This is a genomic window from Eubacterium aggregans, from assembly GCF_900107815.1.
GTDB lineage: Bacteria > Bacillota > Clostridia > Eubacteriales > Eubacteriaceae > Eubacterium_O > Eubacterium_O aggregans.
In genome coordinates this window covers 144,748-167,354 of sequence record NZ_FNRK01000004.1, presented here as the reverse complement: position 1 = coordinate 167,354, position 22,607 = coordinate 144,748, and the positions used below count along the sequence as shown (strand labels likewise).

Here is a 22,607-nt window from a genome sequence, read left to right as displayed (position 1 = left end):
ATTGGTCACTCATGACCCCGCCTTATTCCGCACCATGGCTTTCATTGTTCTTTTTCTGAGTTTCAATCCACTGGGATTGAACCCTCTTACTCTGGTCCATGATAAAGTGAAGAAACTCGATGTAACAATTTTCAAATTCTGAATCTGTAAGAAACTTAAGGTTCTTCTCTACCACAGCTGCTTCCCGTTCAGAATCGAATATATTCTCATTATTATTGTATTTATATTCAGCAATAGTCATCACTAAGGCCATGCGCTGTTCGTACAAAGCGGCCATCTGTCGGTCTATTGCGTCTATTTTGCTTCGAATGGCATCCATTTTTCTGCTCCCATTAATGAATCTAAAATGCATAAAGCCGTGACTGCCTCCACCACCGGACAGGCTCTTACCACGATACAGGGGTCATGCCGACCGGAGGTACTATGCATGACCTCTTCCCCCGCTGCGATATCCACGGTATGCTGGGTGGCGGCAATGGAGGGGGTTGGCTTAAAGGCTACCCGGAAGACCAGGGGCATCCCATTGGTGATGCCGCCGTTAATCCCGCCGTTGTGGTTGGTGTGGGTGACCACCTCACCATCCTCCAGGTAAAAGGCATCGTTCATCTCCGAGGCCCGGGCCGCGGCCATGGCAAAGCCAGTTCCAAATTCCAGGCCCTTGACGGCTGGCACCCCAAATAAAATGGAAGCCAGCCGGCTTTCCATGGTGTCAAAAATAGGATCTCCCACCCCGGCGGGTAAGCCGGTGACAAAGCCCTCGATGATGCCGCCAACGGAATCCTCCTCGGCCATGGCATCTAAGATTTCATCTCGCATAGCAGCCTCTAAGCGGCTGTCGTATATGGGCAGCTCCGGGTGACTAAAGGTCATCTGTCCATAGGCCGCCACCGGAAGCTCCACTGCATCCGATACGCCACCAATGGCCACAATCCGGCTGCCGATGCCTACCCCTGGCTTCCACTGGGCCAGGACCTGTTTACACACTGCCCCGGCGAAGACCATGGGGGCGGTGAGCCGCCCGGAAAAATGTCCTCCCCCCCGGTGATCCTGGAAGCCCTGGTAGCGCCTGAAGGCAGTATAATCCGCATGGCCGGGGCGCAGGACATTGCGGTTGTAGTCCTTAGATTTAGTGTTGGTATTCGTGATGATACCTGTAAGAGGCGTCCCTGTGGTGCAGCCATTAAAGGTGCCACTGATGATTTCCACGGCGTCGGCTTCCTTCCTTGGTGTAGCCAGGTTTTTTCCACTGGCGGAGCGCCTAGCCATTTCCTTGGCGATTGCTCCCTCGTCCAGGGTAATCCCCGAGGGCAGCCCATCAATGACAACTCCCACCGCCGCACCATGGGATTCTCCGAACACGGATATTTTAAGATTATTTCCCCAGGTCGATCCCACTGGCTGCACCTCCTTTTTCATTCCATACCTCCCAGAATTCCGGGTAGGATTTTTTCACACAGTCCGGACGGGTCAGTATAATATCCCCATCACAGGCCACACTGGCCACCGCCGTGGCCATGGCGATGCGATGGTCGTTAAAGCTGTCCACCTGGCCGCCATGGAGCTTCTCCACCCCGATGATGATTAAACCGTCCGGGGTTTCCGTTACTTGGGCACCCAGAGTGTTTAACACCTCTCTGACAGCCGACAGCCGATCCGATTCCTTATAGCGTAGACGCTCGCCTCCAACGATTCGGGTTTCCCCCTCAGATAATGCCGCCAACACCGCCAGTACAGGCACCAGATCCGGACACTGGGCCACATCGATGGTGGCCCCTCGGGTGGCCCCGGGAGTGACGATCACACTCCCATCCCTCCGAGTGATTTGACCGCCCATTTGGGTGATGATATTGAGAATCGCCCGATCCCCCTGACAGGAGTCCTGGGGTAAATCCAAGGCTGTTAAGCCCTTTCCTAAAATGCCCGCCACCAGCCAAAAGGCCGCCTGGGAATAGTCTCCCTCCACTCGGAAATCCCCGGCACGGAAATGTTGATTCCCGGAAATGGTGAAGCGCTGATAATCCTCGTGCTGGATGGTGATGCCGAAGCGCTTAAGAACCTCCAGGGTAATATCCACATAGGGGATAGACTCCAGGGGTGTGGTCACTTCAACGGTGGATTCCCCAGGCAGCAGAGGCAGGGCATAGAGCAGGCCCGTAATAAACTGGGATGAAATATCCCCCCGGACCTTAAAGACCCCAGGGTATAGCTGTCCACTAAAACGAAGGGGTAGGGTTTTGCCCTCCGCCTCTAAGACATAGGGAATGCCCTGGGCGTTAAACATCTCAAAATAGGGTTCCAGGGGACGCTCTGCCAAACGGCCCTTTCCCACCACCCGGGTATCCTGGGCCTTTAAAGCCAGAAGGGGAATTAAAAAACGCAGGGTGGAGCCGGATTCGTTACAATCGAAGGTTTTCCCGACGGCATTGCGCTCAGAGGCCCCGGTAATGGTAAGGGTGACCCGGTGGGGTTCCTCTTCTTCCATGGTGATAACGGCCCCCAGAGCCTCCATGGCCTGGCAGGTTGCCCGGATATCCTCGGACAGCTGAACATTGCGGACGGTACTGGTGCCCTCCGCCAAGGCCGCTCCCATGACCATCCGATGGCTGACGCTTTTAGAAGGGGGGATGACAATGCATCCCCCCGGTGTTTGTGATATGATTTTTTGTGCTTTCACGATTGATCCTGTCTTTATGCTGTAAAAAGCTGGATGGCTTTACTTTTATGGATTTTTACAATCTCGGCCTTGCCAATTTTCGGCATGACGCAGAGATTTAAAACATCCCCCTCCATCTTTTTATCCGTATCTAAAATTTGGCGTACCCGGTCTAAATCCATCTCCGGCATTTCGTAGGGCAGACCATAGGTGTCGAAAATAACGGCCAGGTTTTCCAGGGCCTCGGGATCGGTAATCCCTTCCCGAACGGTCATTCGGGTAATATTGTACATCCCAATGGCCACCGCTTCCCCGTGGGAGTAGCTGCCGTAGCCAAAGTAGGTTTCAATGACATGGCCGATGGTGTGCCCGAAGTTAAGAATGCGCCGCAGGCCCGTTTCCTTTTCGTCATGCTCCACCACATTGCGCTTGATCTGTACGCATTTTGCCACAATGTCTTCCATGTCCTCCAAGAGATCCTCCTGGTACTGATAACCCAGCAGACGCACGAAGAGCTTTCCAGAGCTGATACAGCCATACTTAATGACCTCTGCCATCCCATCCATAAGGAAGTGATCATCTAAGGTTTCTAGAAATAGAGGGTCGATGATAACGCATTGGGGCTGCTTAAAGGCCCCCACCAGGTTTTTTCCGCTGGGGAGGTCCACCCCGGTTTTTCCGCCCACGCTGCTGTCCACCTGGGCCAATAATGAGGTGGGCATCTGGACGTAGTCAATCCCCCGGAGATAGGTCGCCGCTGCAAAGCCGGCAATATCGCCAACGACGCCGCCCCCAAGGGCGACAATGAGGTCGGACCTTGTCACGCTGTAGGCCACCAACTCATTGTAAATGCCTTCCACGGCCGCCAGGTTCTTGTTGCCCTCCCCGGGCTCCATCACAATACTGTAAACATTGCCTCCAAAACTCTTCATTTGCTTTTTAACGAGTCCCAGATAGTGTTTACCCACATTTTTATCGGTAATGATGACGATATTGCGGTACTTGCCAAACAAGCCATCCATTTCATGAAGGCGGTCCTTAATGCCCCGTTCGATGAAAATATCGTATTGATGCTCTTCTCCGGTGGTACAGGTTAATTTCTTCATCTAACTATACAACCTCTTTTCTTGATTAATTCACAAATGTGTAACTGATGTATACATAGCCTATTTTACTAGTATTCTACTATTAACAGTGCGCTTTTGCAAGGCTTCTGGGACAGCTCAATTAAAATAATCTGCAAAAATTTCTTTCTTAACAATTTCCCCATTCCCCTATTCTCCTTATGTAAAACATTTGCAATTTCCAGCTGAATCCAGTATGATTAAGGTAAATACATAATAGAAGGGAGATCGTTATTATGAATAAAAACAACGGTCCAATTGGAGAATTAGAAGAAGAAGTGTTATCAACTATTAAACACTGGTGGGTGATTCTCATCGTCGGTCTTCTCGCCATTGGCGTCGGTATCTGGATGTTATTCCGCCCTGGTTTGGCCTATGAGGCCCTTAGCATCGTCTTTGCCGTATCCTTCCTCATCGGCGGGATTGGCTCCTGCTATTTTGCCATTGCTAACCGGAAGAACACTCCAGCCTGGGGATGGAATCTGGTCTGTGGACTCCTTATCTTGGTCCTTGGCATTATCCTGGTGACCTCCCCTGGGATGTCAGCCGGCACGCTGATTTATTACGTCGGTTTTGCCATTGTCTTTGGTGGGTTTAATACCATCGGTTTGGCCTTTGCCCTCAAAAACGCGGGTAGCAGTAGTGGCTGGGGATGGAACCTCGCCCTTGGCATCATTATCATTATTTTAGGATTCATCCTGATGTTCTCACCACTTCTTGCCATTTTAACCATCGTCATCTGGAGTGGCATTGGCTTCATTACCTTTGGCGTTTCCTGCTGCGGTGCGGCCTACCACCTGTCAAAGGTAAAAGGAATCATGAAAAAAAGCTGAGGCCTGAGGGATCATGAAAAAAGAGAAGAAAAAGAGTAAAAGTAAAAAAAACAAGGAAAAACCGGTCGTTATTGTTCCGGAAACCGTGGTCCTTCGGAATAATTTTACGGATTGTGCCCTTAAACTGGCGACCCTGATGGAAATGCCCCTGCGCTTTGATGGGGATATTTATCTCTATCCCACAGAGGCTAAAACCCTGGAGGCTCTGGCCGATGCCGGCAGCCTCAACCTTACGGATCTCTCAAAAAAGATGGGTGTCTCTAAAAGTGCGGTTTCCAAAACCGTTGCCAAACTCCTGGATAAGCACCTGGTGGATAAGTCCACCCTAGGCCGAGCCATCCAACTGAAAGTAACAGACCGGGGACAGGCTTTTCTAAACCAGCTGGACAGTCTCTGGGCCGAACGTTTTATCGCCTTTGATACCAAGCTTGCTGATCTCTCTGAAAAAGAAAAGCAGGTCTTTAACAAGGTGGTGCTGGAACTTTATGAATATTTGCAGTAAAACTCACAAAACATCCCAAAAGCCAATGGCTTTTGGGATGTTTTGCGGTTTATCATTCTTTATATTACAGGCTCTTCTGTAATGGTCTCCTTGGCATACAGCACCCGCTCGTACACCTTGGTTCCCGGGGCCTCCAGCTCCTGCATCAGGAATTCATAATAGGCACCGGGAGTGACGATACCGGGAATGGCCGGTTTATCAAAACCCGTTCCCTCAAAGATGGAATCGGCCACCTTAACGCAATTGGTATCCACTGCAAAATAAGTTCGAAGGGTTCCCTTGGTAAATTTATAGAAGGCGGCTTGGTTCCCCTTGTAAATGACATCCGCCACATCGTCATAATCCCCTTCCGGGAGGAGGCCTTGCTCCGCCAGCTGGGTATCGCAATACCAGGGCACCATGTTTTCCTTCATTCTTTCAAAATTCCTTGCAATCTGCTTAAGCTCTTCATCGCTAAAAGCCACCTTGAAGGCATAAAGTACTTTCTCATCATGGTGGGTAGACTGGTAGAGATACCGCTCTCTGTTACAGCGGAATAGAACCCCATCGCTAATGGCTCCCCCTAAGCGATAGCTGTGGCCATCAAAGTTCCCGTAGGAGATGGCCTCATCCCCTAAAATCAGGTCGACATGTCCAAAGGATTCCATGAATTTCTTGGACAGATGAATAAGGATCTCCACATTGAAGGGATTGAGGGTTTTCTTCTCTGCCACGGTGATATTCTGGCTTTGCAGGAAGGCATTGGCATCTTCCGAAGCAATTTTATCATCATAGTCCTTGAGCAGCTTCCGGGGCAGCAGGGCCCCCACAATACTGGGTATGGCAATGCGCAGCTTACGCTGCATCTTCTTGGCTGCGGCAGACATGGCCAGCTGAGTTCTCTCTTCATTAAAGGTATCGAACAGGATGGTGATGCCGTACCAGATAATATAAATCCCAGCGACAATGCCAAAGGCCAGTATATTGGCGTAGTGGTTTGCCAAAAGAAAGAGTCCCAGGAGTAAGGTGATGATCCCTATAACAAAGTAGGCCCCATAATTGGGTGCCCCATCCTTAAAATAATTGAAGGCTGAGACTAATATCGCCACTGCATTGAAGAGGGTCCACACCGCAAAAACCAGAGGAATCCATCCCCCCAGATCCCAACGAAAATAAAATAGGATGGCTGCGGCAGCCAGCTCCACCACCGTCTCCAGGACCTGGCCCGTATTGCTCTTGTGCCGATTGATAAAGGCACCAACACCATTAATCACCGCCATGACCAGGATACCAACACTGATGATAACCGCCAGGGTATCCAGGGATTGGCGGGGTTTAATCACTAACAGGATCCCCACTGCAATAACCACTAAGCCCGCAGCCAGTCCCATGGCTTTTTGTTGCCAGCTTTTCTCCATTATGCTCTCCTCCTATTGAATTCCTGTTTAACTTCTATTTGACCCGCTTGGCAATAACGGCCAGACGCCCGTCACTTAAGCCTGTATTAAAAATACAGGTGGACAGGGTAATGATTTCATCCCCAGGTGCCACCGTCACATCAGTTTTGACAATACTGGCATCCTTCAGTCCCTGATAATAGGATTGAAATTGCTCCTGATCCGGGAAATCAATCTGTCGGTAATCTGTTTCCGCTTCCACCGTCAACACGGCAAAAATGGCCCAAGTGCCATCTCCTCCCAGCTCTGGGGGACGGTTGTAGGTAATGGCCCCATTCTTTTGGATAAAGGTGGGGTCTTTCACATAATTGAGGAGATCATCGAACATGACCGGGACCCCGCTGCGCATGGTGCTGTGTCCATAGACCACACTGTTTTGACTTTTGGGGTCCCACTGGTAGTCCATATCCAAAAATGGCGTTCCCCGCTCATCGTTGCTGCTGTCAAAAGCGGTGTACAGGTATTTGTTATTGTCCTTGGTCTGAACCACCGGGGTATCGATATTGGTGCCATCAATGGTAAGCCATCCGATGGTTTCTGGATTTTTTGCCCTCAGCGCATCCCAATCAATGGTTTTATCCGCCTTGGTGACCTGCATTTTTAAAATGGGTGTGTTGTTGGGGAAAAACTCTTTATATAACAACCAGGCCGCTGTCCCTAAAAGGGCAAGGACCACCAGTGCCACCACAATATCCATGATGACCCGGCCCGCCTTACGCTTCTTTTTAGGGGCCTTATCTATTTTTGCCATATTAATCTCCTTTAATCCACTGAAGCAGGGCGCCGTAGGAATCCACCACGGCAGTGGCTCCGGCTGCCACAAATTCTTCTGTCGTTCCATTGCCCCAAAGAACGCCGACACTGTCGATGCCCACATCCTTGGCCCCTTCAATATCCGTATACCGATCCCCCACCATGAGGGCGGTACTCCAATCCCCGGGTTCCGTCAACCCCTTGTCAAGGAGAAAGGATTTAATAATGTCCGACTTCACACTGCGCCCCTTTTCTGGGGCATAGCCATAGACATCCTCTGCCGTCAGGCCAATCCCGGCGTTTTCCACAATGGCCCGGGCACTTTTTTCCCCTTTGTTGGTACAGACCCCCACTGTGCAGCCCAGGTTAAGCAGCCTGGCAATGGCTTCCTCTGTTCCATGAAAAAAAGGATCGCCGTACATCAGGCCCTTTTCCACATAGGCCTCCTGATAATAGGCATACCCACGCACCACGTCTTCCGGACCAAATCCAAAATGATCCCCCAAAACTTCCTCAATGGGTGGGCCGATAATGGGTGCTGGATTGGTGATAATGGGTTCAGGGTGCCCCAGTTGCTCCAGGGCATATTCAAAGGAACGCCAAACTCCCTCCCGGGAATCCAGCAGGGTTCCGTCCAAATCAAATAGGATACAATCGTAGCGCATGGCTGCCTCCTTCTCTTGCTTAAACTGCCTTCTTTTTCCTCATTATAATATAGTCTGCTTCCGGTGACAAATCTTTATACAGAAATTCTTCGTCAATTTCTGTAAACCGTTGTTTTTATGCGGGGCTTTATACTATAATAAGAAAGAAAGATATTAATATTTGAAAGGATTTTGACTTTGAACACACGTGTTTACAACCATATTTTAGAGACTATTGGCTCGACCCCCATGGTCCGAATCAACCATTTATGCCCGAACCCCAACGTTGAAATTTTAGCCAAGGTCGAGGGCTTTAACCCCACCGGCAGCATTAAGGACCGCATTGCCCTGAAAATGATTGAACAGGCCGAAGCGGAAGGGGTCCTCACCACGGATAAGACCATCATCGAGCCCACCAGCGGCAATACCGGTATTGGTCTCGCCATGATTGGCGCTGTTAAGGGCTACCAGGTAGAAATCGTCATGAGTGAGGCCGTCTCCATTGAAAGGCGGAAGATGATCCAGGCCTTTGGAGCCACCGTCACCCTCACCTCCCCTGATGAAGGAACCGACGGTGCCATCCGTAAGGTCCGGGAGCTGGTTGCCCGTTATCCGGATAAATATTTCAATCCCGATCAATTCAGCAATCAATACAACAAGCTGGCCCATTACACCACCACGGCCGAAGAAATCTGGGAGCAGAGCCAGGGTAAGGTATCCCATCTGGTATCCTCCTTGGGGACTTCCGGTACCATTATGGGCATTGGCATGGGCCTGCGCCACCACAACCCCGAGGTAAAAATCGTCGAGGCTCAGCCGGTGGTGGGCCATTATATCCAGGGTCTTAAAAATATGGAGGAGGCCATTGTGCCTGCCCTTTATCAGCCCGAGGCCATCGACGAGCACATCATGGTAGAATCTGAAATTGCCTTTGATTACGCCCGACAGATTGTGAAAAAAGAGGGAATTTTTGTCGGTATGAGCAGTGGCGCGGCCATGTACGCCGCTGCAGAGGTGGCTAAAACCATTGATTCTGGCCTCATTGTAGTGATTTTCCCAGACCGGGGAGAAAAGTATCTCAGTACAGACTTATTCAAGCTTTAAGGTTTTTCTGGATATTTTAAAGTAATCGTGATATTATCATCTCAAAATCAACCTTTAGGTTGATTAAAATGGTGGTTCACTGTCGTATACTAAGAACCATCGGACCTTCCGAAACAGAGTGTCTGCTTCGGATATTTCAAACCAATTGGAGGTTTTATAATGAACGCCATTGCTATTGTCGTCATCGTCCTTGTGGCGTTGATCGTCCTGATCGGCCTGTGGTTCATGGGGACCCACAATACCCTCGTGAAGCTTAAAAACCAGGTGGAAGAAGCCTTCTCCACCATGGATGTGTATCTCAAAAAACGTTATGACCTCATTCCCAACCTAGTGGAAACCGTGAAAGCCTATGCTAAACACGAAGGGGATACCCTGGAAAAGGTGGTTGCCGCCCGAAATGCTGCCATGGGTGCGTCCAGCGGTAATCTCGATGATAAGCTCGCCAAGGAAAATGTCCTTTCCGGCACCTTAAAAAGCCTTTTTGCCGTAGCGGAAGCCTATCCGGATTTAAAGGCCAATACCAACTTCATCGATCTCCAGGAGCAGTTAAAGGCAGTGGAAGAAGATATTGCCAATGCCCGCAAATACTATAACGGCTCGGTGAAGAACCTGAATAATAAGATTGAAATGTTCCCATCCAGCATTGTCGCGGGGATGTTTGGCTTCACCAAGAAGCCCTTCTTCGAAATTGATACCCCTCAAGAACGGGAAAATGTGAAGGTATCTTTCTAAAAAAAAGGAGTATCTTATGAGACAAAAACGATTCCTACTCCTTGGCATCCTGGCGGCCTTTATTCTATTTTGGGGCAGTACTGCTTTTGCCGCAGAATACTACACCACACCGGATTATAAGGTCGATATGGCGGTCAATGAAAACCACAGCTACGATGTCACGGAAACCATCACCGTCTCTTTTACGGAACCACGCCACGGGATTTATCGTTATATTCCCCAAAGCGGCAGCTTCTACCGGGAGATTGACGGCAAAGGGGTTGAAAGCACCTATAATGCCGTTATCTCAAATATTCGGGTGGATGGCTATAATTATGACACCGATACCGAAAACGGAAATCTCGTCTTAAAAATAGGCGATTCGGACACCACCGTCGATGGAACCCAAGTCTATACGATCCATTATACCTGGGACCCCGGTGATGACAAAATTGATGGCTTTGACGATGTGTATTTTAACATCCTGCCCTACCAATGGCCCACTGCCATCGACCATGCCGCTTTTACTGTCCATATGCCAAAGGCCTTTAATGCCGGGGATGTCAATGTGTATGCCGGCAGCTACGGTGCCACCGATGGGAATGCCATCAGTTACTCCGTGGACGGAACCACCATCACTGGTGAAACTACTAAGGCCCTTACCGCAAACCAAGGGGCTACCCTGAATGTCCGTCTGCCCCAGGGCTATTTTGTCGGTGCCCGCACCGGCCTGGAGGGCGTTCCCTTTATCTACGGATCCTGTCTCATTGGGCTCATCGCCGGAGGAGTCCTGTACTTTCTCTTTGGTCGGAGCAAAAAGCCAGTGGAGGTGGTCAATTTCTATCCCCCCCATGACTTTACACCACCTCAAATTGGTACCATCATCGATGGACGGACAGACCGAAAGGACTTAGTTGCGGTCATTATGTATCTGGCGGATAAAGGTTATATGACCATTGAAGAAACCAGCAAAAGCACCTTTACCTTCCATCAACTCAAACGCCCTGGCGCAAAGGATGAACCAGATTTCATCCGTGAAATTTTTACGGGAATTTTTCCCTCTAAAGCATCACAGTCCGTCACCTCGGAATCCCTTAAAGGAACCTTCTATGAGTCTGTCAATGCTGCGACTGCTATGGTCGAAGGCTTCTTTACCGCTCCGGAGCATCAGCTTTTTACTGCACAATCCAAGATTGCACGGTTTGCAGTGGCCGCCATCATGGTCATCGTGATGGTGATCTTTGCCGGTGCTCAGACCTATGCCTCCGAAGGTTCGCTGAATCTCTTTATCCTCGCCTTTATTTTGGTAATTTCTGTCGGCTTCCCAGCCGCTAGCTTTTTATGCTTTTACAATACGGCGATTATTAACAAAAAGAGTTACAGTGGTGGTAAGCGTCTATTGATCAGCTTACTTTGGGCTGTACTGACGCTCATTCTTATCTCCCTATCCATCGTCATGAACAGCCTGCCCGCCAGTGTAGCTTTGGTCGCTTACGGCACGATTATGGCACTGGGTATCCTCCAGTTTTACACCTTAAGCCGAACAGAAACTGGAACCCTTTGGTATGGTGAAACCCTGGGCTTTAAGAACTTTATCGTCAATGCAGAAGCCGATCGAATCAAGATGCTGGTGGATGAAAACCCCAGTTATTTCTTTAATATCCTGCCCTATGCCTATGTTTTAGGAATTACCAATAAATGGGCAAAGAATTTTGAAGGTTTAACCATTGAACCGCCAACCTGGTATTATGGCTATAATACCTTTAATACCTTTGACTGTCTCCTATTTGCCAGTATGCTAAACCACAGCATGCGCAGCATGGCCAGTGACCTCATCACGGTTCCCTCTAATTCCGGAAGCGGTGGTTTCGGCGATGGCGGCTTCGGTGGCGGTGGCGGCTTTGGCGGCGGCGGCGGCGGTGGCGGCGGTGGTGGCAGCTGGTAGGACCGCCAGACAACGTAAAACGGCCATACCCCGCATTTGCACTTATGTTAAGACCATTTAGGATTTTTCTGGATTGATTGAAAATGACTATGTGATACACAAAAAACATACAAAAAATATACAATTATTTTTTAGTTAACCTACAAAAAACACACAATTTTAACCCCGGTCAATCGCCGGGGTTTTGTTTTTAAAATCATTTGTCTGCCTACTGCAATAAAAAAATCCCCCAGCCGAAGCCAGGGGAATCTACTTATGAATTCAACCACTTCTGGAACGCCAAAACAGACACCGGCCCGATGTAACCATCGGCTGGTACCTTCAAAAACGTTTGAAGCTTAACCGCAGATTCGAAGCCGAACCAGCCATCGTCATTTGCTCCAATGAGCCTTTGCAGAGCTGAGATAAAGGGGGACCCATCGCCATTATCCCATTCAAAGGTTCCGTAATCCTCGCAGATGTATTCCCGACAACTTTCAAGCTGACCGCTGATAACTCCATCCACTGGGGTTCCGAATTTATTCTGGGCCTTACTTGTGGTATCACTTCCCCACTTACCATCCTCTTCAATTTTTCCAGATGATTCAGGTTTGTTTTCGGGTTTAGATGGTGCGACCACTACAGATCCATCCAACTCTTTATAATTTTCGCCTGCTCTGTCCATGATACCGTATGCGATACAATTCCCAAAAAATCTTCCGTTGTCTTTCAAAAATTGTCCGTCATCATCAATGGACCCTGCTTCAAAAATCGTCGCTTCCATTAAGGTGCCCGTGACTTCGTAGTCATCCTGGTATCTATTGCCTTTGTCGATATAATCCATTCTGCTTGTTACAGCATTTCGAATATCCGCTCCAAGAGCCGCTCCGGCGTCGGAAACATAGAGTGCAAACATTCCAGATTCAGCTTTTTCCCAGTCTAGATGGATTGATACGTAGTGGGTGCATCCACGTTTATTCGCAGATTCAACACATTCGATGATGTTCATATCGTTTTCCGGATAATCTGTAACATAATCTTTCCCATTACTGACAAAAACTTCTAAAATTCCACCAACGATAATTTTGGCAATGTCCGCCTCAACATTGTTTTCCCAGACTGTTCCAGGATCCCATTTATTTTCAGTCGTGACTCCATGACCAATGGCGATAAAAGGTTTAAAACCCATGGTTATTTACCTTGCCTTTCCGCAACCTTGTCCGCTGTTTTTGCCAATATGTCCGCCAAATCAGCGTTACTATAATTCCTGGCCACAACTGCCTCGGCTTTGTCATTAATGTCCGTTTTGAGCATGGTCACCTTGCTGTCAGCAACCCCGGGTGTTGATGTGTCGCTTAAGATGCCGATGGACACCAGCACCGACAGGACGCCGGTCAGCATCACGTTGAGGGGCTCCCACTCAAAGGCTAGGCCAAATTGTCCACAGGCGTATTGGATGACTAACCCAAGGATGGAGATGATCCCCATCCAAAATGCACCGCTTTTTAGTCTTAGTTTTAAATTCATTTATCCTTCTCTTTCCTCGGGGCAATTTGTCCCGGCAATGGCATTAATCCGCTTGTGGGCCTGCTTTGCGCTTGCCTCCACGGCTGCCAAACGCTGGACCAGCTCAAAGTATCGCTCGTCCTGCTTTTCCAGTTTGTGATTGATATCCTCAATCCCTTTTTTGAGATAACCCAGGTCTGAGGCGATGGCCCCTTCCTGGGCACCGTCCTGTTTACTATCTTTTTTTGTGTTGGCCATATAGACGGCATAGCCGATTAATCCGCCGGCAATGGCACAAATGAGATTGATGAGTACAGGGTCAATGTTCACATGGTCGCTCCTTTCGATGATACGGCAGGCCCCGAAGGGCCCGCCTCAATAAAAAAAGACCCTCTGGTCTACACTGCGGCCTGACGCCGTTCAATTTCTGCGATGGTTTTTGTCCGGATAAACGCCGGTACCATGGGCACGCCTAAACGTGTTGCATCTTCCTGGGTTAGGGCACGTTCGCTGGCTTCGACTAAATCTGCATACAATACTGCCATTTTATACACCTCCTTCCACTTGGGATTCGATAAATTCCGCTAGGGCTAATTGGAGCTCTAGTTTGTCTGCTTCTTGTTTTTCGATGGCTTCGGCTAGAGCTAGTTGGAGCGGTTGGATCTCCGACGGTTGCGTGCTAATCGGCTCGGGTACATATTCTTCGATGTACCCAAACAATCCGCTTTGAGTATCGGGGGTAGCCCGCATCCTAAACACCTTTCCTTGTCTTTCCGATTCAAAATATTTGTTATAATCGGCATCCGTTATAGGGACATCACTCTCGGTTATCGTATGTATACCGTCAACGACAAAACCGATATAGTCTCCTGCTGTTCTCAAAAAATACATGTTTTACCCCCTACCATCCAATTGCAAACCAGTGGATCTCAAAATTTATGTTTGCATTCAAGTTATTCCCAATCAAAGAAAAACTATTTAAGCCGTACCCCACCATCCAAACATTTTTGTTGAGTACGTCAGTGTATAAACCGTTAAGATGCTGCCGGTTAAAAACACAAGCAATATCATTTGGAAACGCGATTGGAAAGGTAATTGTTTTATTAAGATTACCAGAACCATCAACCACACCTGCGGTTACACCCCATTGGATAATCAGTCCTCCAGGCAATTTTTTATATCCAGATGCTGCCAAACTTTGGGCAAACCCGCTCTTAATCATATCATCCGATATCTCAGGTAGAATCTTATCCCAATCCGTCCCATTAAAAATTTGGATTGGTCGTTTAATATTTGATGCCATTTTTACCTCCTATATCCAAATATCCCCTTTCCGGGGATTTGCTGGTGCCGTCGTGCTGACGGTCACTGTATTGCCGCTGGCTCCTGTGATTTTGTCGTCTACCTCATCAGCAGTGTAATACCGGTCGTCGTGAGTGTGTGAGGATTTAGCCGCCCCAATCTCTGCCGGTGTCGGCTTGTCATTTTCGTGATAAATCCTCTTACCGTTGTGGGTGCATTCAATCCCTTCGCTCTTCATCGCATCACCCCGTCACCGTAACTCTGTACGCACCAGACGCCGGTGCAACCGCAAAGAGCAGGGTCACCACATTGGTACTGGTAATCTGCATATCGCACATCACCACGCTGTAAGGCGTGGCCGCCTCTCTGACGGTTACCGTCACATCCTGGGTGCCCAGATTGTGGGTCACGGCAATACTGGTTGCACTGCCGTTGCCAATGGCTGTGGCATACTTTTTAGGCTTTGCATTCCACGCCGTCTTTTCGGCGTCCGTCGCAAAACGGTGGGAGGTGTCCTCGGTAATCATCGTGGCCGGGTGGGTGCTGGGATGGCTATAGTTGGTAGCCCCCGCTGCTATCCCATCCAGCTTGGCTTTGTCAGCGGCGCTCATGAGCCCCGCCACCGATGCCGTGGCCACCACATAGGTGGTGTCTTGTCCCGGGATACCTAATCCCGTGATATCGGCCTTGCCCACGGCGGTTGCCGCAGATACATGGCCCAGACTATCCACTGTCACTTTGTATAGCCCAGCTGCCTTTGCCGTATACTCGGGATGGCTGTATGCATTAGCTCCGGCCGCGATGCCATTGAGCTTGGTCAGCAAGGCATCGGTAAAATCATTGGACGACAGGCTTTTGCCGGTCACCTTGTCCACCTTGCCAGCAATCAGGTTAGTCATGGTTGCCGCAAAGTTGGGGTCATCCCCTAGAGCGGCGGCAATCTCGTTGAGGGTGTCCATGGTCCCGGGGGCGGAGTCGATGAGGTTGGCAATGGCTGCCGAAATGGCCGTTGATATAGCCGTGTTGACCTGGGCTGTCGTCGAGCTGTTGTCCAGCTTGACCTTATCGGATGAGCTCATGAGCCCGTTGGCGGCTTGAGTGGCTACCACATAGACCGTGTCTTGCCCGGGGATTCCCAGGCCGGTGATGTCGGCTTTGGTTGCAGCCGCAACGGCCGATACGTGGCCGGCGGCATCCACTGTCACCTTGTACAGGCCGGACGCCCGAGCTGTGTAGCCGGGATGGGTATAGGCATTGGCTCCTGCCGCAATACCGGCAAGCTTTGCCTTGTCTGCCGCTGGCATGAGTCCATCCGCTGACGCTGTGGCCAGCGGGATAGGGTCCGTGCCGCTTGTCAGATGCTCATCGGCATGGATGGGGTACGGCTCCACGTCGATGAGCTGCACATATCGTGCCAGGAGGATATCCCCCTCCTCCAGTGGTAACTTGAGAGCAAAGGCCGTGGTGGATGTCTCCGTGATGATAGCGCTCTCCAGCTTGATGCCGTTGAGATAGACCTCCAGGGCCCCGACGCCACGGTAGTAGCTGCCGCCGGTCAGCGTAAAAGCTGTCTGGCCTGCTGTAGCCACAAAGCGCTGCTCTTTGATGATATACCGGTCGGGATTTGACGCTACGGACAGCACACCAGCGGAGTCAATGGTGACATTGTCCCCGGCTTTAATGCCGCCAAGTTGGGTTGCTGATGCCACCGGCGGCGTGTAGGTGGCAGGTTTGCCAGACACGCCAGACCACGGCACGGTATCAGCCGAACCGGCACTGGCCGCCTTAGCGGTCTTACCCAGGTAGGCGCTGTCATGGTTGTGGGTGGTGTCGGACTTGCCGCCTAGCTTTGTAGTTATCTCCGACTCCGTAAAGTACCGGTCGTCATGGTTATGTGCCGTTGCTGGATAGGTACTTGGCTTGCCGGTGATGTCATCCCATGCCAGGCTATCCCGGCCGATTTCCTCCCAAGCCGTCCCGTTGAATCCGTAAAAGTTATTATCGCTCGTATTGTAATAGATCTGCCCGCCCACTGGACTCGATGGGGCCGTGGCTAGGTTTTGGATTCTTGCGTTTAACAGTTCGTTTTTGTTTAAGTCGATGCCTGTCAAAAATGGTATTGCCAAAAAATCACTCCTTTCCTAATTGAGATAGGCCTTTCCGCTAAAGGCACTGCCGAAGGCGATGGTCACCGTGTTGTCGTCGATATACTCCACGTCCCCAATCACCACACTGCCCGCGCTGTCCACGATGGTGACGGCCGGATACCGACCCAAACCATGGGTGATGGTCCAGGTGGCCGATGGGGCGGTTTGGTTGTGGATGGTGGTCTCGACTTTGCCGGGTGGACCGGGTGGGCCGATGATGCTGCCCAAATCGATGGTCGTTGCCATGGCTGCACCTCCTTAATTATATGTGGCGTACAAATGACCGTCCTCGCCAACGTGGAAGGTTGGGGTTTTGCCGTCGGTGCCAGGGGGGCCTTTGGTCGTTGCCGTCTGCACGGCGGTATCCCGCTTGATGGCCTGATAGATGGTTTTAAGCGGACTGCCAAACTCCACCTCAAGGGTTGCGCCGTCCTTTTCCCAGGCCTCCTTGACGGATATAATCTGCTGGTCCTGTTGGATGCCAAGCTCCGTGTCTAGGATACTCACAAAATCCCCGAGGTCCCAGGACGTCTTATAGCCCGACGGGTCCACCGATGCTTGGTAAGAGGATACCTTTGGATATTCTGCAAGCTTTGCCTTCCCTCGGTCGGCCAGCGTCACATCACTATCCTTTCCAATATCCCGGGCATCCACGTAGACCTCCCGGCGATCATAGCCAGTGAGCTCATCACCCAGCAGCACGATTTCCCGGTCGGCCTCTTCGCCTTGCCCGGCGACGTAGGCCATATTGCGATAATCAGCAATGGATTGGGTCAGCACCCGCTTTTCAACGTTAGAAAATTTCTGCGAAAAGACGGCCCATCCATTGCCGGCCGTATTGTTGTAAGTCCGGTCCACCCCGGTGACGGTCTCAAAACGCAGCTTTTTCCCGGCGTAGTCCAGGATAACCCTAGTCCCAATCTGGGATAGCTCCGACAGCTTGGCCAGCTCATCCATGAGCACGCCGTAGGTGGATTGGTAACTGGTGGTACCCCCACGATGACCCGATGCGGCCATCACTAAATTAGGATATTTTCGGCCTGCCTTTGTTGGATTGGCTGCATTTTTATCCACCAATCCATGCATGATATCCTCAATATTAGTGTTGTAGGTGTCATATCCTGCCGCCGTAGGCAAAATGTTCCGAGCCTTAAGCAGTGACCGCAGGCACCGGCCACTGACGGTGATATCTTTGAGGTCGTAATCATCAAACTCAATGGTCTCAATAATACCGCTACGCTCACCGTCTGCATCCAGCATGATGCGTTGACCAAGCTCTAAACCTGGTACCCATTCTGATAAATGAAATTCGAAAGTGCCACACTCACGCCAGTGGCGTTTGAACCACAGGGAGGTGTAATAATCGATACGGTCCAGGAACATCAAGTCCTCATTAAGTATGTTGATATTCGGTTTTTTTAAATCCATATGCTGCCCTCCACGGCGTCTGTCGGAGCCGTCTCCTGGATATAAATCTTTCGCACCCCTTCCTGTGACTGCATGCTGGAATACATCGCGTCAAACTGTGCTTGCATGGATTCCAGCATTTCGGTCATCCCAGCTAAATTTTTTGGCCGTAGCAGCCCACAGACCGTTTGGTTGGCCCGCTCATCCACCACAGTAATGGCACCAGCCGATGTGATGGTTACCTTGGCCAATGACAACTCATAGGTTGAGCCCGTTGTGACCAAATCCGGTGGTGCGGATGCGGTGCCCTGCTTGAGGGCGATGGTGTCCGCTGAGCCTGTACCGGAGACATCCACCCGGGCGATGACCCGATAGATCATGGAGCCGGTTCCGGGCTTGGTTGGCGTCAGCGTGATGATGCTGTCTGATTGCAGCCAAAAACCTTTGGCGTAGGCTGCCCCTGGCGCTACTTTTACCGTGCCACCGTCTGCCGTTACCTTGAGGGTTGGACTGCCATCGGCATCCGTGCTGACACCATTTTCAAATAAGCGTTCATAAAATGCCGCAAAGGTGGCGGCGCTGTATCCGGTGGTTCCGTCCCGGAATCCTGCTGTTATTGCCATATTTTTACCTCCTAGATTCCGGAATACCGATTTTTAAAGCTGATGGACACATCATTCGGGCTGGTCTCGCCGGAAGTGTACTCCAACAGATTCGCCCCGGGCATCAGCTCAAAAAACGTACTCTCAATATTAATCTTATCGTAGGCATCGGTAAGGATGCCGTTTTCCTCGATTTTTACCGACTGCTTTTTAAATCCGGTCGTAATGTGTAACACCTGGTCAGACGTCAAGTCCTTAAGCACCTCAATATATTCCCCGGTGGTGTGGTTGATGACCTTAGGGTTTACCGCCGGGCCTTTAAAGGCGATGGACAATGGCGCGGGCTCCTGGCCGTCAACTACGATGTTAAGTTTTGTTTCTCCTTTTTTTCGAAAGGATATCGGGAAGACCAGCGGAAAGACCAACCCGCCAGTCCAGAAGGTCAGCTCCAGGGTGTTGACCGCCGGATCATATAGGTATGGGTCATAGGCAATCAAGTCCACCGTTACGTCGCAATATAGACTGATACTGTTTTTGGGCATGTCAATCCCCGTCTCCGGCTTGCAATATAACTGCCTGCGGACCTCACCGTCACGATAATCTAAAATTCCGCCAACCTTCGGGTTAAACACCCGGATGATGTTATCTCGATAGGTGAGGTAATCCTCACGGGTATGACATTTCAGATGGAATTTTAAAATAACCGGCCGCTCCTTATAGGCCGACTGGATATAGGTCATCCCATCCTGCCGAGGGGATTTAGATGTTTCGTCCTCGACGCTGGTCGATTCCAAGCCCGTGATGCTCATAAGCGTTAGGCGATCATCTCCGCCAATGTCGAGGACTGCGCCGCTATCGTTGATATACTTAATTTTATGCATCGGCTAATCCTGCCTTTCTGAGTGCACGCAATGTCGCCCGTTCGGTTTCACTTGGAGATGGATTGGGGGTGTAGTTGTTGGTTTCGATTTTTAGATTAGTTCCCGTGATTCCAGCAGCCTTCAACGCCGCAGCCACAGCCGTGCCAATCTTCGCTGCCAGTCCATCCTCGTCACTGCTCCCACCTGTCATCCCGAGGATTCGGCCGGATTCCTTCCACAACGCAATGCCCCGGGCACGGTTGTTCTGCAATGGGATATTCGCTTCCTTCCCCGCTTCCCCGAACACGCCCCAAGTCGGCCTGTCGACAATCCCGCCATTTGCAAAGGCATAGAAATCCATGGGATCTACCATCTGGCCATTCACAAACACTGAATAATGGATATGCGGCCCGGTACTATTGCCGGTGCTGCCAACATAACCGATGACTTGGCCTTTAGAGACCGCCTGGCCAACAGACACAGCGACACTGCTCATATGACCAAAGAGCGTTTCAAAGCCGCCGCCCATATCCAGCTTTACAGCGTTGCCGTAACCACCATAGCCACCAGCAATCTCTACGGTCCCAGAAGATGGTGCGTATATCGGTGTTCCGTAGGCCGCCCCGATATCAATCCCTTGGTGGTTCGTACTGCCGATACCCCCGGGGGATTCACGATTCCCGAAGTAGTCTGTAATCTCAGTGGTATCCGATGGCCAGATCCAGCCAAGCGAACTGCCGACCCCAGCACCACCACCGAATAATCCGGTCAGGTCAATGCCAAGGGTATTTTTCAGGAAATCCAGAGCGCCGGAACCCATTTTAGAGAAGAATCCCATAATGGCATCCGTGCTGCCCTTGAATTTCTCCTTCATCCATTCAACAGTGTTGTCCACCCACTGGGCGAAGTGGCTGTTCTTCCAGCCATTGACAAGACCTTGGACCATGTGTCCGGCCATGTCAGAGAACCACGTCGATGGTGAATGGATGCCAAGGGCTTCGCAAAAGGCATCCTTAATGCCGTTAGCAATACCGACGATGGCATCCTTCGCCCCGGTGATCATGTTGTTCACGCCATCAATGAGGGACTGAATCATATCCTTCCCGTACTGCAGGAACTTCCCTGGGAGACCGGTAATAAAATCAATTGCCCCTTGGAATCCGTCAACGACTGTCGCCATCAGATTTCCTAAAATGCGCTGGGTCGTGTTGATGATATTATTCCAAGCCGTTGTAATGTTATTCCAAATGCTGGTTAAAAGATTGCTAATCGTTCCAACAATACTGCCCCAGATAGCCGAAAGAAAAGCAAAAATGGCATTCATAACGGCTGATATTGTGCCCCAGATACCATTCCAGATATTCACCACGGCATCCAGCAGACTTTGGAGAGCTTTCTTCCCAAACTCCATGGCACCATTCCAGTCCCCGTTAAACAGGGCAAAAACCATCCCAACAAAATTGGCAATGAAGGAAAACAAATTTCCGATAGCTGTTAAGAAAGGGGCCATACCGATGATGATATTGGTGAATGCCCCGATAAAGTATGTCGCAAAGTTCTGGATGATTGGCAGAATATACATGGCCAAGAAATCCCCAACCTGCTGCAGCACAGGCCCAACCGATTCCCAGAACTGCCTAAAAGCAGCTTTTGCCGGCTCCAGGGCTTCAGAAATCCGCATGAATGCGATTTGCACTTGCTGCCGAATTCGGAGAAACACCCCAACAACACCAGCCCTAAACTTCTCGCTGTTTTTCCAAACACCGATGAGAATGGCTGCAAATGCTGCGATTCCGGCCGCTACGGCCGCAATTGGTCCGAGTACAGTACCCAAGGCTGCACCCATTCCACCCGTGGCGGTTGTTGTCCCAGTAATACCGCTGAGTAGTCCGCCAGTGCCAAAAAGCTGCGCTATATTTTTTATAGCACCCGCAACGCGGCCAGCCACCAATATCAGCGGCCCAAGCGACGCCGCAAGCCCACCAGCCACAACAATAACTTTTTTAACCGGGTCGGGCAGCTCCTTAATCTTATTAAGCAGCTCCGTCCCTTTTTGAATCATCGGCGTAATAACCGGAAGAATAACCTGTCCGAACGCTGTTCCAAGTTCTTCAAGGGTCCCTTGAAATGTCCGCAGGCTATTTGCTGTACCGTCCGCCGTTCGAGCATAATCACCCTGGGCATTCTTTGTGGCGTTCATCACATAGGCATAACGTAGCTGAACCTGTTCAGATTGAGTCATTTCATCGGTTGTTTTGCCGAATCCATTCGCCAGTGCATAAGCATCTAGGTTCGTCTGCGTCATCACAACGCCAACCTGCTTCAGGCTCTCTGTCTCTCCGGTGAATACACCATTAAGGGCCGTCATTGCCTGGTCAACGGGAATGTTCTTAAAGCTTGATAAATCCCCAGCTAAACCACTCATTGAGACTGACATATCAGCCGCCGCATCCTGGGGTAGCCCCATACTCGTCGCCATATCACCGAATAAGCTAGCCATATCCAGTGCCGTCCCTTTTGATATTCCAAAGGTTTTTAAGGATGTTTCGGAAAATTCCACAACCTTTTGGGCACTATTCCCAAAGGCAACGTCAGTCTTATTCAGAGCTTCTTCGTAATCTGAAGCAAGCCCGATAGCTTTTTTCCCAGCTATCACAAGAGGAACGGTCAGCGCTGCGGTTAATACACCACCGGCGACCGTCGCTTTTTGTGCAAAACTCCCCGCCTTCTCCGCAATCGTATCAAACTGCGAAGCGAGGGTTTTGCCCTTATTCGTCGTTTCGTCGATATCCTTATCGGCGGTCCCCTTATTAATGGCAATCTTGCCAACGAGTTCAAATATCGTCATGCCCACTGATTGCTCACCTCCTTAAGGTTTCCGCCGGACATCTGCTTGAGTACATCATTGCTGCGGGTAATAATTTGTTCCACCGGCTCGATTGGGCCAGATTGCAGGCCGGCCTGCATGAGCACTTCGGCTTTGTAATCCTCAAAGCTGACCCCTTGGACATTATGCATCCAATACTGATACAGCCGGTCGTTCGCATCCATCTCATAGACGTCCACTACCGCGCGGCGGAACCGGCCCGCCTCGAGCAT

26 protein-coding genes are annotated in these 22,607 nt (G+C 50.4%); 5 read left to right on the top strand and 21 right to left on the bottom strand.

The window, feature by feature from the left end; all coding sequences use genetic code 11:
• Window positions 1-22 precede the first annotated feature (22 nt).
• Genes BLW33_RS03915 through aroB form a run of 4 tightly spaced genes read right to left on the bottom strand, consistent with a single transcriptional unit; the run spans window position 23 to window position 3,759 of the window.
• Window positions 23-319: a chorismate mutase gene (locus BLW33_RS03915; RefSeq protein WP_176966614.1), complete on the bottom strand. Its 297-nt coding sequence runs from the start codon at window positions 317-319 to the stop codon at window positions 23-25.
• Entirely contained in the window at window positions 295-1,395 is a 1,101-nt protein-coding gene (gene aroC, locus BLW33_RS03910) for a chorismate synthase (protein ID WP_090305392.1), read from the bottom strand. Before aroC ends, BLW33_RS03915 begins: the two co-directional genes overlap by 25 nt.
• Window positions 1,373-2,674, bottom strand: a complete 1,302-nt coding sequence (gene aroA, locus BLW33_RS03905) for a 3-phosphoshikimate 1-carboxyvinyltransferase (RefSeq protein WP_090305354.1) — start codon at window positions 2,672-2,674, stop codon at window positions 1,373-1,375. The genes aroC and aroA overlap by 23 nt, the downstream gene beginning before the upstream one ends.
• Before the next feature lie 14 nt (window positions 2,675-2,688).
• Window positions 2,689-3,759, bottom strand: coding sequence for a 3-dehydroquinate synthase (gene aroB / locus BLW33_RS03900; protein WP_090305351.1), 1,071 nt, complete (start codon window positions 3,757-3,759; stop codon window positions 2,689-2,691).
• Window positions 3,760-4,013: 254 nt separating this feature from the next.
• Here aroB and BLW33_RS03895 point away from each other — a divergent pair, with 254 nt between their 5' ends.
• Together BLW33_RS03895 and BLW33_RS03890 are read left to right on the top strand one after the other, a co-directional pair.
• Complete coding sequence (locus BLW33_RS03895; protein ID WP_090305348.1) at window positions 4,014-4,610, top strand: HdeD family acid-resistance protein; 597 nt, start codon at window positions 4,014-4,016, stop codon at window positions 4,608-4,610.
• A 13-nt stretch (window positions 4,611-4,623) separates the two neighbouring features.
• A complete protein-coding gene (locus BLW33_RS03890) occupies window positions 4,624-5,112 on the top strand; it encodes a MarR family transcriptional regulator (protein ID WP_090305345.1) in 489 nt (162 codons plus the stop codon).
• Window positions 5,113-5,171: 59 nt separating this feature from the next.
• Here the strand turns inward: BLW33_RS03890 and BLW33_RS03885 are convergent, their stop codons facing one another.
• The 3 genes from BLW33_RS03885 to BLW33_RS03875 are packed head-to-tail and all read right to left on the bottom strand — an operon-like array spanning window position 5,172 to window position 7,966.
• On the bottom strand, window positions 5,172-6,509 hold the full coding sequence (locus BLW33_RS03885) for an HdeD family acid-resistance protein (protein WP_090305342.1): 1,338 nt from the start codon (window positions 6,507-6,509) through the stop codon (window positions 5,172-5,174).
• A gap of 34 nt (window positions 6,510-6,543) precedes the next feature.
• Entirely contained in the window at window positions 6,544-7,299 is a 756-nt protein-coding gene (locus BLW33_RS03880) for a class B sortase (RefSeq protein ID WP_176966613.1), read from the bottom strand.
• Window position 7,300: 1 nt separating this feature from the next.
• Window positions 7,301-7,966, bottom strand: a complete 666-nt coding sequence (locus tag BLW33_RS03875) for an HAD hydrolase-like protein (RefSeq protein ID WP_090305337.1) — start codon at window positions 7,964-7,966, stop codon at window positions 7,301-7,303.
• A gap of 177 nt (window positions 7,967-8,143) precedes the next feature.
• Between BLW33_RS03875 and BLW33_RS03870 the strand changes: the two genes are divergently transcribed.
• From BLW33_RS03870 to BLW33_RS03860, 3 genes are all read left to right on the top strand, one after another.
• The gene (locus BLW33_RS03870; protein WP_090305334.1) at window positions 8,144-9,049 is read left to right on the top strand and encodes a PLP-dependent cysteine synthase family protein; all 906 of its coding nucleotides are present in this window, start codon (window positions 8,144-8,146) and stop codon (window positions 9,047-9,049) included.
• A 159-nt stretch (window positions 9,050-9,208) separates the two neighbouring features.
• A complete protein-coding gene (locus BLW33_RS03865; protein WP_090305331.1) occupies window positions 9,209-9,781 on the top strand; it encodes a LemA family protein in 573 nt (190 codons plus the stop codon).
• 16 nt (window positions 9,782-9,797) lie between these two features.
• Window positions 9,798-11,705 carry a DUF2207 domain-containing protein gene (locus BLW33_RS03860; protein ID WP_090305328.1) on the top strand — a complete coding sequence of 636 codons (1,908 nt, stop codon included), beginning with the start codon at window positions 9,798-9,800 and terminating at the stop codon, window positions 11,703-11,705.
• 253 nt (window positions 11,706-11,958) lie between these two features.
• Here the strand turns inward: BLW33_RS03860 and BLW33_RS03855 are convergent, their stop codons facing one another.
• From BLW33_RS03855 to BLW33_RS03795, 14 genes are all read right to left on the bottom strand, one after another.
• Complete coding sequence (locus tag BLW33_RS03855) at window positions 11,959-12,873, bottom strand: N-acetylmuramoyl-L-alanine amidase (RefSeq protein ID WP_090305325.1); 915 nt, start codon at window positions 12,871-12,873, stop codon at window positions 11,959-11,961.
• 2 nt (window positions 12,874-12,875) lie between these two features.
• Window positions 12,876-13,211: a phage holin gene (locus BLW33_RS03850; RefSeq protein ID WP_090305322.1), complete on the bottom strand. Its 336-nt coding sequence runs from the start codon at window positions 13,209-13,211 to the stop codon at window positions 12,876-12,878.
• Entirely contained in the window at window positions 13,212-13,520 is a 309-nt protein-coding gene (locus BLW33_RS03845; protein ID WP_090305319.1) for a hypothetical protein, read from the bottom strand.
• Window positions 13,521-13,588: 68 nt separating this feature from the next.
• The gene (locus tag BLW33_RS14075; RefSeq protein WP_176966612.1) at window positions 13,589-13,735 is read right to left on the bottom strand and encodes a hypothetical protein; all 147 of its coding nucleotides are present in this window, start codon (window positions 13,733-13,735) and stop codon (window positions 13,589-13,591) included.
• 1 nt (window position 13,736) lies between these two features.
• Window positions 13,737-14,081, bottom strand: a complete 345-nt coding sequence (locus BLW33_RS03840; RefSeq protein WP_090305316.1) for a hypothetical protein — start codon at window positions 14,079-14,081, stop codon at window positions 13,737-13,739.
• Window positions 14,082-14,091: 10 nt separating this feature from the next.
• On the bottom strand, window positions 14,092-14,493 hold the full coding sequence (locus BLW33_RS03835; RefSeq protein ID WP_090305313.1) for a gp53-like domain-containing protein: 402 nt from the start codon (window positions 14,491-14,493) through the stop codon (window positions 14,092-14,094).
• Between the two features lie 9 nt (window positions 14,494-14,502).
• Complete coding sequence (locus BLW33_RS03830; RefSeq protein WP_090305310.1) at window positions 14,503-14,730, bottom strand: hypothetical protein; 228 nt, start codon at window positions 14,728-14,730, stop codon at window positions 14,503-14,505.
• 4 nt (window positions 14,731-14,734) lie between these two features.
• Window positions 14,735-16,618: a hypothetical protein gene (locus BLW33_RS03825; RefSeq protein ID WP_090305308.1), complete on the bottom strand. Its 1,884-nt coding sequence runs from the start codon at window positions 16,616-16,618 to the stop codon at window positions 14,735-14,737.
• Window positions 16,619-16,633: 15 nt separating this feature from the next.
• Window positions 16,634-16,885 carry a hypothetical protein gene (locus BLW33_RS03820; protein WP_090305306.1) on the bottom strand — a complete coding sequence of 84 codons (252 nt, stop codon included), beginning with the start codon at window positions 16,883-16,885 and terminating at the stop codon, window positions 16,634-16,636.
• A gap of 12 nt (window positions 16,886-16,897) precedes the next feature.
• Complete coding sequence (locus tag BLW33_RS03815) at window positions 16,898-18,067, bottom strand: siphovirus ReqiPepy6 Gp37-like family protein (protein ID WP_090305303.1); 1,170 nt, start codon at window positions 18,065-18,067, stop codon at window positions 16,898-16,900.
• Window positions 18,058-18,669, bottom strand: coding sequence for a hypothetical protein (locus tag BLW33_RS03810; RefSeq protein ID WP_090305301.1), 612 nt, complete (start codon window positions 18,667-18,669; stop codon window positions 18,058-18,060). Before BLW33_RS03810 ends, BLW33_RS03815 begins: the two co-directional genes overlap by 10 nt.
• Before the next feature lie 11 nt (window positions 18,670-18,680).
• The gene (locus tag BLW33_RS03805; protein WP_090305298.1) at window positions 18,681-19,529 is read right to left on the bottom strand and encodes a phage tail family protein; all 849 of its coding nucleotides are present in this window, start codon (window positions 19,527-19,529) and stop codon (window positions 18,681-18,683) included.
• Window positions 19,522-22,356 (bottom strand): peptidoglycan DD-metalloendopeptidase family protein, encoded by a 2,835-nt coding sequence (locus tag BLW33_RS03800; protein WP_090305295.1) that lies wholly within the window; start codon window positions 22,354-22,356, stop codon window positions 19,522-19,524. The genes BLW33_RS03805 and BLW33_RS03800 overlap by 8 nt, the downstream gene beginning before the upstream one ends.
• Complete coding sequence (locus BLW33_RS03795; RefSeq protein WP_176966611.1) at window positions 22,353-22,559, bottom strand: hypothetical protein; 207 nt, start codon at window positions 22,557-22,559, stop codon at window positions 22,353-22,355. Before BLW33_RS03795 ends, BLW33_RS03800 begins: the two co-directional genes overlap by 4 nt.
• Window positions 22,560-22,607: the final 48 nt, after the last annotated feature.

Excerpts from the sequence above, each read along its gene's own strand:
- BLW33_RS03915 (WP_176966614.1), bottom strand. The coding sequence starts at position 319 with ATGGATGCCATTCGAAGCAAAATAGACGCAATAGACCGACAGATGGCC.
- aroB (WP_090305351.1), bottom strand. The coding sequence starts at position 3,759 with ATGAAGAAATTAACCTGTACCACCGGAGAAGAGCATCAATACGATATT.
- BLW33_RS03895 (WP_090305348.1), top strand. The coding sequence starts at position 4,014 with ATGAATAAAAACAACGGTCCAATTGGAGAATTAGAAGAAGAAGTGTTA.
- BLW33_RS03890 (WP_090305345.1), top strand. The coding sequence starts at position 4,624 with ATGAAAAAAGAGAAGAAAAAGAGTAAAAGTAAAAAAAACAAGGAAAAA.
- BLW33_RS03885 (WP_090305342.1), bottom strand. The coding sequence starts at position 6,509 with ATGGAGAAAAGCTGGCAACAAAAAGCCATGGGACTGGCTGCGGGCTTA.
- BLW33_RS03880 (WP_176966613.1), bottom strand. The coding sequence starts at position 7,299 with ATGGCAAAAATAGATAAGGCCCCTAAAAAGAAGCGTAAGGCGGGCCGG.
- BLW33_RS03875 (WP_090305337.1), bottom strand. The coding sequence starts at position 7,966 with ATGCGCTACGATTGTATCCTATTTGATTTGGACGGAACCCTGCTGGAT.
- BLW33_RS03865 (WP_090305331.1), top strand. The coding sequence starts at position 9,209 with ATGAACGCCATTGCTATTGTCGTCATCGTCCTTGTGGCGTTGATCGTC.
- BLW33_RS03860 (WP_090305328.1), top strand. The coding sequence starts at position 9,798 with ATGAGACAAAAACGATTCCTACTCCTTGGCATCCTGGCGGCCTTTATT.
- BLW33_RS03855 (WP_090305325.1), bottom strand. The coding sequence starts at position 12,873 with ATGGGTTTTAAACCTTTTATCGCCATTGGTCATGGAGTCACGACTGAA.
- BLW33_RS03850 (WP_090305322.1), bottom strand. The coding sequence starts at position 13,211 with ATGAATTTAAAACTAAGACTAAAAAGCGGTGCATTTTGGATGGGGATC.
- BLW33_RS14075 (WP_176966612.1), bottom strand. The coding sequence starts at position 13,735 with ATGGCAGTATTGTATGCAGATTTAGTCGAAGCCAGCGAACGTGCCCTA.
- BLW33_RS03840 (WP_090305316.1), bottom strand. The coding sequence starts at position 14,081 with ATGTATTTTTTGAGAACAGCAGGAGACTATATCGGTTTTGTCGTTGAC.
- BLW33_RS03835 (WP_090305313.1), bottom strand. The coding sequence starts at position 14,493 with ATGGCATCAAATATTAAACGACCAATCCAAATTTTTAATGGGACGGAT.
- BLW33_RS03830 (WP_090305310.1), bottom strand. The coding sequence starts at position 14,730 with ATGAAGAGCGAAGGGATTGAATGCACCCACAACGGTAAGAGGATTTAT.
- BLW33_RS03820 (WP_090305306.1), bottom strand. The coding sequence starts at position 16,885 with ATGGCAACGACCATCGATTTGGGCAGCATCATCGGCCCACCCGGTCCA.
- BLW33_RS03815 (WP_090305303.1), bottom strand. The coding sequence starts at position 18,067 with ATGGATTTAAAAAAACCGAATATCAACATACTTAATGAGGACTTGATG.
- BLW33_RS03810 (WP_090305301.1), bottom strand. The coding sequence starts at position 18,669 with ATGGCAATAACAGCAGGATTCCGGGACGGAACCACCGGATACAGCGCC.
- BLW33_RS03805 (WP_090305298.1), bottom strand. The coding sequence starts at position 19,529 with ATGCATAAAATTAAGTATATCAACGATAGCGGCGCAGTCCTCGACATT.
- BLW33_RS03800 (WP_090305295.1), bottom strand. The coding sequence starts at position 22,356 with ATGACGATATTTGAACTCGTTGGCAAGATTGCCATTAATAAGGGGACC.
- BLW33_RS03795 (WP_176966611.1), bottom strand. The coding sequence starts at position 22,559 with ATGGATGCGAACGACCGGCTGTATCAGTATTGGATGCATAATGTCCAA.